Source organism: Bacillus sp. LJBS17 (genome assembly GCF_019334685.1).
Taxonomy (GTDB): Bacteria; Bacillota; Bacilli; order Bacillales; family Bacillaceae; genus Bacillus; species Bacillus subtilis.
The window spans coordinates 2,334,516-2,346,362 of the sequence record NZ_CP079759.1 but is presented as its reverse complement, the minus strand read 5'-3'; the positions used below and the strand labels follow the sequence as shown (position 1 = coordinate 2,346,362).

Here is an 11,847-nt window from a genome sequence, read left to right as displayed (position 1 = left end):
AACATTCCTCAGAGTGCAGTTTTTCTTAAAAAGCCGTTTAATTGTCTTTCTCTTGCCTGCTCTCATTTTTTTGTGAGACAGGTTTAGAATCAGACTGAACTGTGAAGAAATGATAATAAACGAACTGAATGTATCCTTTTGGGAGGAGGTGAAAGGCATGAACAAAACAGAACTTATCAATGCGGTTGCTGAAGCAAGCGAATTGTCTAAAAAAGACGCTACAAAAGCAGTTGACTCTGTTTTTGATACGATCTTAGATGCACTTAAAAACGGTGATAAAATCCAACTGATCGGTTTTGGTAACTTCGAGGTGCGTGAACGTTCTGCACGTAAAGGACGCAACCCTCAAACAGGTGAAGAAATCGAAATTCCAGCAAGCAAAGTACCTGCTTTCAAACCAGGTAAAGCGCTTAAAGACGCAGTTGCCGGAAAATAATTGTGAATATAGATCGTGTATGCATCTAGCTTACATACACTTTATTTCTTCACAGAAAAGCCCCTTTCTAAGGGGCTTTTCATATTTCAAGAGCATGGGCTTCCTGACAGGGCATTCACTTTGCTTTTAGCGGGACATATGTGCTAGAATCGAAATTAAATGTATTCATTGGTGGAGGACATAGAACATGAAAGAAGTTAATAAAGAGCAAATCGAACAAGCTGTTCGTCAAATTTTAGAAGCGATCGGAGAAGACCCGAATAGAGAAGGGCTTCTTGATACTCCGAAAAGAGTCGCAAAGATGTATGCCGAAGTATTCTCCGGCTTGAATGAAGATCCAAAAGAACATTTCCAGACTATCTTCGGTGAAAACCATGAGGAGCTTGTTCTTGTAAAAGATATCGCGTTTCATTCTATGTGTGAGCATCACCTTGTTCCCTTTTATGGAAAAGCACATGTTGCATATATCCCGCGAGGCGGAAAGGTCACAGGACTCAGCAAACTGGCACGTGCCGTTGAAGCCGTTGCAAAGCGCCCGCAGCTTCAGGAACGCATCACTTCTACAATTGCAGAAAGCATCGTAGAAACGCTTGATCCGCATGGCGTAATGGTAGTGGTTGAAGCGGAACACATGTGCATGACGATGCGCGGTGTAAGAAAACCGGGTGCGAAAACTGTGACTTCAGCAGTCAGAGGCGTTTTTAAAGATGATGCCGCTGCCCGTGCAGAAGTATTGGAACATATTAAACGCCAGGACTAATAAAGATAGAGGGTGCTATAAATGAACCAAAAGCATTCAAGTGATTTTGTCGTCATTAAAGCCGTTGAGGACGGAGTGAATGTGATCGGCCTGACAAGAGGAACAGACACAAAGTTTCACCATTCCGAAAAACTCGACAAGGGAGAAGTGATCATCGCTCAGTTTACAGAGCATACTTCTGCCATTAAAGTCAGAGGAGAGGCACTGATTCAAACCGCGTACGGAGAAATGAAAAGCGAAAAAAAATAAGCTGGCTGTCCCCGCTGTTAAAAGCAAATGCTCGCAAACAGCGGGAGGATACAGCCAATTTCTTTTTTTTATGCTATAATGATACCTGCGTAAGCGAATGAAAAGATAAAACTCATACATAGATTAAGAAATAAATGTGAATTTGGGGACAAGGGTGATATTTTTGCAAGACATCTACGGAACTTTAGCCAATCTGAACACGAAATTAAAACAAAAGCTGTCTCATCCTTATTTAGCGAAGCATATTTCTGCGCCGAAAATTGATGAGGATAAGCTTCTTCTTTTTCATGCTTTATTTGAAGAAGCTGACATAAAAAACAACGACAGAGAAAATTATATTGTAACAGCGATGCTTGTACAAAGCGCCCTTGATACCCATGATGAAGTGACGACAGCTAGAGTCATAAAACGAGACGAAAACAAAAACCGCCAATTGACTGTTCTCGCGGGCGATTATTTCAGCGGGCTGTACTACTCTTTACTATCTGAAATGAAGGATATCTACATGATTCGGACGCTTGCTACAGCCATTAAAGAAATCAACGAACATAAAATTCGTCTGTATGACCGTTCTTTCAAGGACGAAAACGATTTTTTCGAAAGTGTCGGCATCGTTGAATCAGCTTTATTCCATCGTGTGGCGGAACACTTCAGCCTCCCGCGCTGGAAAAAGCTGTCGAGTGATTTTTTTGTATTTAAGCGGCTTATGAACGGAAATGATGCATTTCTGGATGTGATCGGCAGTTTTATACAGCTGGGAAAAACAAAAGAAGGGATATTAGAAGATTGTTTTAAAAAAGCGAAAAACAGCATTGAGTCACTTCTGCCTCTAAATTCACCTATTCAGAACATTTTAATAAACCGTCTGAAGACAATCAGCCAAGATCAAACCTATCATCAGAAAGTGGAAGAAGGGTAAACCATTATGCAGGACTCAAAAGAACAGCGCGTACACGGAGTATTTGAAAAAATATATAAAAACTATGACCAAATGAACTCTGTCATCAGTTTTCAGCAGCATAAAAAATGGCGCGACAAAACGATGCGCATCATGAATGTAAAAGAAGGCGCAAAAGCACTTGATGTCTGCTGCGGAACGGCTGACTGGACGATCGCTCTTGCAAAAGCGGCCGGCAAAAGCGGCGAGATCAAGGGCTTGGATTTCAGTGAAAATATGCTGAGTGTCGGCGAGCAGAAAGTAAAAGACGGCGGATTCAGCCAAATTGAACTGCTGCACGGAAATGCGATGGAGCTTCCTTTTGATGATGATACATTTGATTATGTCACCATTGGCTTCGGACTCCGCAATGTCCCTGATTACTTGACTGTACTGAAAGAGATGAGACGTGTAGTGAAGCCGGGTGGGCAGGTGGTATGTCTGGAAACGTCCCAGCCGGAAATGTTCGGATTCAGACAGGCTTACTTTATGTACTTTAAGTATATTATGCCGTTTTTCGGGAAACTGTTTGCGAAGAGCTATAAAGAATATTCTTGGCTTCAAGAATCAGCCAGAGATTTCCCTGGAATGAAGGAACTGGCAGGCCTGTTTGAAGAGGCGGGCCTGAAAAATGTTAAATATCATTCGTTTACTGGCGGAGTCGCTGCCACGCATATCGGATGGAAATGAAAACACAGATGTTTGGGTGAATGATATGAAATTTAAAATGGCCTACTCTTTTTTAAATGACGATATTGATGTAATCGAAAGAGAACTGGAACAAACCGTACGTTCCGATTACCCGCTTTTAAGCGAGGCAGGTCTTCACCTGCTGCAGGCCGGAGGGAAACGTATTCGGCCTGTTTTCGTGCTGCTTTCCGGCATGTTTGGCGATTACGATATTAATAAGATTAAATATGTCGCCGTCACTCTGGAAATGATTCACATGGCATCTTTGGTCCATGATGATGTCATTGATGATGCGGAGCTTCGCCGAGGAAAACCGACAATCAAAGCAAAGTGGGACAATCGTATTGCGATGTACACAGGCGATTATATGCTTGCGGGATCTCTTGAAATGATGACAAGAATTAACGAACCGAAAGCCCATAGGATTTTGTCACAGACGATCGTTGAAGTTTGTCTAGGGGAAATTGAGCAGATCAAAGACAAATACAACATGGAACAAAATCTCAGAACGTATCTCCGCCGTATCAAAAGAAAAACGGCTCTCTTGATCGCGGTCAGCTGCCAGCTTGGTGCCATTGCGTCTGGAGCTGATGAGAAGATTCATAAGGCATTGTACTGGTTTGGGTATTACGTCGGCATGTCTTATCAGATTATTGATGATATTCTTGATTTTACTTCAACTGAAGAAGAACTGGGTAAACCCGTTGGAGGAGATTTGCTTCAAGGAAACGTCACATTGCCAGTGCTGTATGCCCTGAAAAATCCTGCATTAAAAAACCAGCTTAAATTGATTAACAGTGAGACAACGCAGGAACAACTTGAACCAATCATTGAAGAAATCAAAAAAACAGATGCAATTGAAGCATCTATGGCAGTAAGCGAAATGTATCTGCAGAAAGCTTTTCAGAAATTAAACACGCTTCCTCGAGGGCGCGCACGCTCGTCTCTTGCAGCCATCGCAAAATATATCGGTAAAAGAAAATTTTAATTTTTGTAGATATTAAGAAATTTCTCCGCCCCGGATTGATTAATTATCAGAAAGATGTTACGATTTCGGTGTGCAGTGTGAAAGCCTATACATACATAATGATGGGGTGGAGAATATGATGGAAAAGACTTTTATCATGGTGAAACCAGACGGTGTCCAACGTCAGCTCATTGGGGACATTTTATCTAGATTCGAACGTAAGGGCTTACAATTAGCTGGTGCCAAGTTAATGAGAGTGACTGAACAGATGGCTGAGAAACACTACGCCGAACATCAAGGAAAGCCTTTCTTCGGAGAGCTCGTTGAGTTTATTACTTCAGGACCTGTATTCGCAATGGTGTGGGAAGGCGAAAATGTCATTGAAGTGACGAGACAGCTGATCGGGAAGACAAACCCTAAAGAAGCTTTACCTGGTACGATTCGTGGGGATTATGGCATGTTTGTCGGAAAAAACATCATCCACGGCTCTGATTCTCTCGAAAGTGCAGAACGAGAGATTAACATTTTCTTTAAGAATGAAGAATTAGTATCATATCAGCAGCTTATGGCAGGCTGGATCTATTAATCATTGTGAAAATAAGTAACAGAGCCGGCATCATATAACGCCGCCGGTTTTTGATCTGTTTTGTAAAGGTTTACATTAAAGTGAATAAAGGGTTGATTGGCAGTGTGCATCAGACCTCTGCCTTTCCCAACGATCTAAAATCAGCTGAAAAGCTGATTTTTTTATTGAAACAATACAATTTCCTGATAAAACAAGCTATACTAGGACAAAAAGACAGCGAGACTGGGAGAGTAGAGATGGATACATACAGCGTATTTACAACGAAATGGAAACAATTAACCGGAGTCGATTTAACACTATATAAAGAAGCACAAATGAAGAGAAGGCTAACGTCACTTTATGAGAAAAAGGGGTTCCAAAGCTTTAAGGACTTTGCTGCGGCATTGGAAAAGGATCAAGCTCTCTTAAATGAAACATTGGACAGAATGACGATCAATGTTTCAGAATTTTATCGTAATTATAAAAGATGGGAAGTTCTTGAGACTGCAATTCTGCCCTTAATCAAGACCTCTAGGCCTTTAAAGATTTGGAGTGCCGCCTGCTCAACGGGTGAGGAGCCATACACGCTTGCCATGCTTTTGGACCAGCAAAAAGGTCTTCCGGGCTATCAGATTTTGGCGACGGATATTGATGAAAAAGCATTGGAAAAAGCGAAAAAAGGTGTTTATCAGGAGCGGTCTTTACAGGAAGTGCCGCTATCTGTGAAAGATCGTTATTTTACGCAAAACGCAAATAGAAGTTATGAAGTGAAACCGGAAATCAAAAAGAATATTACATTCAAAAAGCACAATTTGCTGGCGGATCGTTATGAACAAGACTTTGACTTAATCGTGTGCCGCAATGTATTTATTTATTTTACAGAAAGCGCGAAGGAAGAGCTGTATTTAAAAATGGCACATAGCTTGAAGAAGAATGGAGTTCTTTTTGTCGGCAGCACCGAGCAAATCTTCAATCCCGAGAAATTTGGCCTAGTCCCAGCCGATACATTCTTTTATCAAAAAAGATAGACTGACTTTTTGCTGAAAAATATGTTATAGTAGTCTTACTTAAAAGCGTTAATGCGATGAAGGGAGAAGAAGTCATGAGATATTTAACAGCCGGAGAATCACACGGCCCCCAACTGACAACCATTATTGAGGGTGTACCTGCCGGGCTTTACATAACGGAGGAAGATATCAATTTTGAGCTTGCCAGACGCCAAAAAGGACACGGCCGCGGCCGCCGCATGCAGATCGAAAAAGACCAGGCCAAAATTATGAGCGGGGTGCGCCATGCACGTACACTCGGTTCACCAATTGCTCTCGTAGTTGAAAATAACGATTGGAAGCATTGGACAAAAATCATGGGCGCCGCTCCAATTACAGAAGATGAAGAAAAGGAAATGAAGCGCCAGATTTCCAGACCTAGACCTGGGCACGCTGACTTAAACGGTGCAATTAAATATAATCATCGTGATATGAGAAATGTGCTTGAGCGTTCTTCAGCAAGGGAAACAACTGTCAGAGTGGCGGCAGGGGCTGTAGCTAAAAAGATTCTTTCTGAGCTTGGCATTAAGGTGGCGGGCCACGTGTTGCAAATTGGCGCTGTTAAAGCTGAAAAAACAGAATATACGTCAATTGAAGACCTGCAGCGCGTAACGGAAGAGTCTCCTGTCAGATGCTACGATGAAGAGGCAGGCAAAACAATGATGGCTGCCATTGATGAAGCAAAGGCAAACGGAGATTCCATCGGCGGAATAGTAGAAGTCATTGTCGAGGGAATGCCGGTAGGCGTGGGCAGCTATGTCCATTATGACCGCAAGCTGGATAGCAAGCTTGCTGCCGCTGTACTGTCAATTAATGCATTTAAAGGTGTGGAATTCGGGATCGGATTTGAGGCGGCAGGCCGAAATGGAAGCGAAGTCCATGACGAGATCATTTGGGACGAGGAAAAAGGATACACCCGTGCTACTAACAGACTTGGCGGACTGGAAGGCGGCATGACGACAGGGATGCCGATTGTTGTCCGCGGAGTCATGAAGCCGATTCCGACTTTGTATAAACCGCTGAAAAGTGTCGATATTGAAACGAAAGAACCGTTTTCTGCCAGCATTGAACGTTCAGACAGCTGTGCTGTTCCTGCGGCAAGTGTAGTCGCTGAAGCGGCTGTCGCTTGGGAAATTGCGAACGCAGTCGTTGAACAATTCGGATTAGATCAAATTGACCGCATTAGAGAAAATGTGGAGAATATGAGAAAACTGTCGAGGGAATTTTAATGAAGACACTGCATGTTCAAACTGCTTCCTCGTCATATCCTGTTTTTATCGGACAAGGTATCAGAAAAAAGGCTTGCGAACTATTAACCTCTTTAAACAGGCCTTTAACAAGGATTATGCTTGTCACGGATGAAGAAGTGGACCGCCTGTATGGTGATGAAATGCTCCATTTGCTGCAAGAAAAATGGCCTGTGAAAAAAGTGACGGTACCGAGTGGAGAGCAGGCAAAATCCATGGACATGTACACAAAGCTGCAGAGTGAAGCGATTCGATTTCATATGGATCGCTCCTCATGCATCATTGCTTTTGGAGGCGGTGTTGTAGGAGATCTTGCTGGGTTTGTGGCAGCCACTTTTATGCGCGGCATTGATTTCATTCAAATGCCTACGACGCTCTTGGCGCATGACAGCGCAGTCGGAGGAAAAGTAGCCGTGAACCATCCGCTTGGAAAAAATCTAATCGGTGCGTTTTATCAGCCGAAAGCCGTGCTCTATGATACAGATTTCCTGCGTTCTCTGCCTGAAAAAGAGCTTAGGTCCGGAATGGCAGAAGTGATTAAACACGCGTTTATCTATGACAGAGCGTTTCTGGAGGAGCTGCTGAATATCCACTCACTGCGTGATATCACCAATGATCAGCTGAATGACATGATTTTTAAAGGCATTTCAATTAAAGCGTCTGTCGTTCAGCAGGATGAAAAAGAAGAGGGGATAAGAGCTTACTTAAACTTTGGGCATACGCTCGGTCATGCCGTTGAGGCGGAATATGGATACGGGCAGATCACTCACGGTGATGCCGTAGCCCTCGGAATGCAGTTTGCTTTATATATAAGCGAAAAGACTGTAGGCTGTGAAATGGACAGAAAACGTTTGGTCAGCTGGCTAAAAAGCCTGGGTTATCCAAGTCAAATCAGAAAAGAGACGGAAACTTCGGTTCTCTTGGACCGTATGATGAATGATAAGAAAACCCGTGGCGGGAAGATTCAGTTTATTGTGCTCAACGAATTAGGGAAAGTTGCTGATCATACATTTTCCAGAAATGAACTTGAGAGCTGGCTGAACAAATGGCGATTGGAGGAGACATCATGATGATTCGCGGAATTCGCGGAGCAACTACAGTTGAACGGGATACTGAAGAAGAAATTTTACAAAAAACAAAACAGCTGTTAGAGAAAATCATAGAAGAAAATCATACAAAACCGGAAGATGTTGTTCAAATGCTTCTTTCGGCTACACCTGATTTGCACGCTGTTTTCCCGGCAAAAGCTGTTCGTGAGCTTTCAGGATGGCAGTATGTACCGGTAACATGTATGCAGGAAATGGACGTAACAGGCGGTCTGAAAAAGTGCATAAGAGTCATGATAACCGTCCAGACAGATGTCCCTCAGGATCAGATCAGACATGTATATTTAGAAAAAGCCGTCGTATTGAGGCCCGATTTATCATTGACAAAAAATACTGAATTGTAATACGATAAGAATAGCTTAGAAATACACAAGAGTGTGTATAAAGCGATTAGAATGAGTTGAGTTAGAGAATAGGGTAGCAGAGAATGAGTTTAGTTGAGCTGAGACATGTATGTTTATTCTACCCAAAAGAAGTCTTTCTTTTGGGTTTATTTGTTATATAGTATTTTATCCTCTCATGCCATCTTCTCATTCTCCTTGCCATAAGGAGTGAGAGCAATGAATTTCCAATCAAACATTTCCGCATTTTTAGAGGACAGCTTGTCCCACCACACGATACCGATTGTGGAGACCTTCACAGTCGATACACTGACACCCATTCAAATGATAGAGAAGCTTGACAGGGAGATTACGTATCTTCTTGAAAGCAAGGACGATACATCCACTTGGTCCAGATATTCGTTTATCGGCCTGAATCCATTTCTCACAATTAAAGAAGAGCAGGGCCGTTTTTCGGCCGCTGATCAGGACAGCAAATCTCTTTACACAGGAAATGAACTAAAAGAAGTGCTGAACTGGATGAATACCACATACAAAATCAAAACACCTAAGCTTGGCATTCCTTTTGTCGGCGGAGCTGTTGGGTACTTAAGCTATGATATGATCCCGCTGATTGAGCCTTCTGTTCCTTCGCATACCAAAGAAACAGACATGGAAAAGTGTATGCTGTTTGTTTGCCGGACATTAATTGCGTATGATCATGAAACCAAAAACGTTCACTTTATCCAATATGCAAGGCTCACTGGAGAGGAAACAGAAAACGAAAAAATGGATGTATTCCATCAAAATCATTTGGAGCTCCAAAATCTCATCGAAAAAATGATGGACCAAAAAAACATAAAAGAGCTGTTTCTCTCTGCTGATTCATACAAGACACCCAGCTTTGAGACGGTATCTTCTAATTATGAAAAATCGGCTTTTATGGCTGATGTAGAAAAAATCAAGGGCTATATAAAAGCAGGAGATATCTTCCAGGGTGTTTTATCACAAAAATTTGAGGTGCCGATAAAAGCAGATGCTTTTGAGTTATACCGAGTGCTTAGGATCGTCAATCCTTCGCCGTATATGTATTATATGAAACTGCTAGACAGAGAAATAGTCGGCAGCTCTCCGGAACGGTTAATCCACGTTCAAGACGGGCACTTGGAAATCCATCCGATTGCCGGTACGAGAAAACGCGGTGCAGACAAAGCTGAAGATGAGAGACTGAAGGTTGAGCTCATGAAGGATGAAAAAGAAAAAGCGGAGCATTACATGCTCGTTGATCTTGCCCGAAACGATATCGGCAGAGTAGCAGAGTATGGTTCTGTTTCTGTGCCGGAGTTCACAAAAATTGTTTCCTTTTCACATGTCATGCACATTATCTCGGTGGTTACAGGCCGATTGAAAAAAGAGGTTCATCCTGTCGATGCACTGATGTCTGCTTTCCCGGCGGGGACTTTAACAGGCGCACCCAAAATCCGTGCCATGCAGCTTTTGCAAGAGCTCGAGCCAACACCGAGAGAGACATACGGAGGATGTATTGCCTACATTGGGTTTGACGGGAATATCGACTCTTGTATTACGATTCGCACGATGAGTGTAAAGAACGGCGTTGCATCGATACAGGCAGGTGCTGGCATTGTTGCTGATTCTGTTCCGGAAGCCGAATACGAAGAAAGCTGTAATAAAGCCGGTGCGCTGCTGAAAACGATTCATATTGCAGAAGACATGTTTCATAGCAAGGAGGATAAAGCTGATGAACAGATTTCTACAATTGTGCGTTGACGGAAAAACCCTTACTGCCGGTGAGGCTGAAACGCTGATGAATATGATGATGGCAGCGGAAATGACTCCTTCTGAAATGGGTGGTATATTGTCTATTCTTGCTCATCGGGGGGAGACGCCAGAAGAGCTTGCGGGTTTTGTGAAGGCAATGAGGGCACACGCTCTTACAGTCGATGGACTTCCTGATATTGTTGATACATGCGGAACAGGGGGAGACGGTATTTCCACTTTTAATATCTCAACGGCCTCGGCAATTGTTGCCTCGGCAGCTGGCGCGAAAATCGCTAAGCATGGCAATCGCTCTGTCTCTTCTAAAAGCGGAAGCGCTGATGTTTTAGAGGAGCTAGAGGTTTCTATTCAAACCACTCCCGAAAAGGTCAAAAGCAGCATTGAAACAAACAACATGGGATTTCTTTTTGCGCCGCTTTACTATTCGTCTATGAAACATGTAGCAGGTACTAGAAAAGAGCTAGGTTTCAGAACGGTATTTAATCTGCTTGGGCCGCTCAGCAATCCTTTACAGGCGAAGCGTCAGGTGATTGGGGTCTATTCTGTTGAAAAAGCTGGACTGATGGCAAGCGCACTGGAGACGTTTCAGCCGAAGCACGTTATGTTTGTATCAAGCCGTGACGGTTTAGATGAGCTTTCAATTACAGCACCGACCGACGTGATTGAATTAAAGGACGGAGAGCGCCGGGAGTATACCGTTTCACCCGAAGATTTCGGTTTCACAAATGGCAGACTTGAAGATTTACAGGTGCAGTCTCCGAAAGAGAGCGCTTATCTCATTCAGAATATTTTTGAAAATAAAAGCAGCAGTTCCGCTTTATCTATTACGGCTTTTAATGCGGGTGCTGCGATTTACACGGCGGGAATTACCGCCTCACTGAAGGAAGGAACGGAGCTGGCGTTAGAGACGATTACAAGCGGAGGCGCTGCCGCGCAGCTTGAACGACTAAAGCAGAAAGAGGAAGAGATCTATGCTTGAAAAAATCATCAAACAAAAGAAAGAAGAAGTGAAAACACTGGTTCTGCCGGTAGAGCAGCCTTTCGAGAAACGTTTATTTAAGGAGGCGCTGGCAAGCCCGAATCGGTTTATCGGGTTGATTGCCGAAGTGAAGAAAGCATCGCCGTCAAAAGGGCTTATTAAAGAGGATTTTGTGCCTGTGCAGATTGCAAAAGACTATGAGGCTGCGAAGGCAGATGCGATTTCCGTTTTAACAGACACCCCGTTTTTTCAAGGGGAAAACAGCTATTTATCAGACGTAAAGCGTGCTGTTTCGATTCCTGTACTTAGAAAAGATTTTATTATTGATTCTCTTCAAGTAGAGGAATCAAGAAGAATCGGAGCGGATGCCATATTGTTAATCGGCGAGGTGCTTGATCCCTTACACCTTCATGAATTATATCTTGAAGCAGGTGAAAAGGGGATGGACGTGTTAGTGGAGATTCATGATGCACCAACGCTAGAACAAATATTGAAAGTGTTCACACCCGACATTCTCGGCGTAAATAATCGAAACTTAAAAACGTTTGAAACATCTGTAAAGCAGACAGAACAAATCGCATCTCTCGTTCCGAAAGAATCCTTGCTTGTCAGCGAAAGCGGAATCGGTTCTTTAGAACATTTAACATTTGTCAATGAGCATGGGGCGCGAGCTGTACTTATCGGTGAATCATTGATGAGACAAACTTCTCAGCGTAAAGCAATCCATGCTTTGTTTAGGGAGTGAGGT

The 11,847-nt window shown here is 43.1% G+C and carries 14 protein-coding genes; all 14 read left to right on the top strand.

Features of this window, described 5'->3' with window-relative positions:
- The first annotated feature begins 157 nt into the window (after positions 1-157).
- Complete coding sequence (gene hbs, locus KXZ66_RS12015; RefSeq protein ID WP_003153447.1) at positions 158-436, top strand: non-specific DNA-binding protein Hbs; 279 nt, start codon at positions 158-160, stop codon at positions 434-436.
- A gap of 187 nt (positions 437-623) precedes the next feature.
- A complete protein-coding gene (gene folE, locus KXZ66_RS12010; protein WP_003225516.1) occupies positions 624-1,196 on the top strand; it encodes a GTP cyclohydrolase I FolE in 573 nt (190 codons plus the stop codon).
- A gap of 21 nt (positions 1,197-1,217) precedes the next feature.
- Positions 1,218-1,445, top strand: coding sequence for a trp RNA-binding attenuation protein MtrB (gene mtrB / locus KXZ66_RS12005; RefSeq protein WP_003230576.1), 228 nt, complete (start codon positions 1,218-1,220; stop codon positions 1,443-1,445).
- A gap of 163 nt (positions 1,446-1,608) precedes the next feature.
- Complete coding sequence (gene hepS, locus KXZ66_RS12000) at positions 1,609-2,364, top strand: heptaprenyl diphosphate synthase component 1 (protein ID WP_219144976.1); 756 nt, start codon at positions 1,609-1,611, stop codon at positions 2,362-2,364.
- 6 nt (positions 2,365-2,370) lie between these two features.
- Positions 2,371-3,072 (top strand): demethylmenaquinone methyltransferase, encoded by a 702-nt coding sequence (gene menG, locus KXZ66_RS11995; RefSeq protein ID WP_003230580.1) that lies wholly within the window; start codon positions 2,371-2,373, stop codon positions 3,070-3,072.
- A 25-nt stretch (positions 3,073-3,097) separates the two neighbouring features.
- Positions 3,098-4,060, top strand: a complete 963-nt coding sequence (gene hepT / locus KXZ66_RS11990) for a heptaprenyl diphosphate synthase component II (protein WP_003246013.1) — start codon at positions 3,098-3,100, stop codon at positions 4,058-4,060.
- Positions 4,061-4,175: 115 nt separating this feature from the next.
- Positions 4,176-4,625, top strand: coding sequence for a nucleoside-diphosphate kinase (gene ndk, locus KXZ66_RS11985; RefSeq protein ID WP_010886554.1), 450 nt, complete (start codon positions 4,176-4,178; stop codon positions 4,623-4,625).
- A 236-nt stretch (positions 4,626-4,861) separates the two neighbouring features.
- Positions 4,862-5,632 carry a protein-glutamate O-methyltransferase CheR gene (gene cheR / locus KXZ66_RS11980; RefSeq protein ID WP_014477188.1) on the top strand — a complete coding sequence of 257 codons (771 nt, stop codon included), beginning with the start codon at positions 4,862-4,864 and terminating at the stop codon, positions 5,630-5,632.
- 74 nt (positions 5,633-5,706) lie between these two features.
- The gene (gene aroC / locus KXZ66_RS11975; RefSeq protein WP_049141273.1) at positions 5,707-6,879 is read left to right on the top strand and encodes a chorismate synthase; all 1,173 of its coding nucleotides are present in this window, start codon (positions 5,707-5,709) and stop codon (positions 6,877-6,879) included.
- Positions 6,879-7,967, top strand: coding sequence for a 3-dehydroquinate synthase (gene aroB / locus KXZ66_RS11970; RefSeq protein ID WP_021481545.1), 1,089 nt, complete (start codon positions 6,879-6,881; stop codon positions 7,965-7,967). Before aroC ends, aroB begins: the two co-directional genes overlap by 1 nt.
- A complete protein-coding gene (gene aroH, locus KXZ66_RS11965) occupies positions 7,964-8,347 on the top strand; it encodes a chorismate mutase (protein ID WP_219144567.1) in 384 nt (127 codons plus the stop codon). Before aroB ends, aroH begins: the two co-directional genes overlap by 4 nt.
- A 216-nt stretch (positions 8,348-8,563) precedes the next feature.
- Positions 8,564-10,111 carry an anthranilate synthase component I gene (trpE, locus tag KXZ66_RS11960; RefSeq protein WP_049141275.1) on the top strand — a complete coding sequence of 516 codons (1,548 nt, stop codon included), beginning with the start codon at positions 8,564-8,566 and terminating at the stop codon, positions 10,109-10,111.
- Entirely contained in the window at positions 10,083-11,099 is a 1,017-nt protein-coding gene (gene trpD, locus KXZ66_RS11955) for an anthranilate phosphoribosyltransferase (RefSeq protein WP_014480124.1), read from the top strand. Before trpE ends, trpD begins: the two co-directional genes overlap by 29 nt.
- Positions 11,092-11,844: an indole-3-glycerol phosphate synthase TrpC gene (gene trpC, locus KXZ66_RS11950; RefSeq protein WP_219144566.1), complete on the top strand. Its 753-nt coding sequence runs from the start codon at positions 11,092-11,094 to the stop codon at positions 11,842-11,844. The genes trpD and trpC overlap by 8 nt, the downstream gene beginning before the upstream one ends.
- The last annotated feature ends 3 nt before the right edge of the window (positions 11,845-11,847 follow it).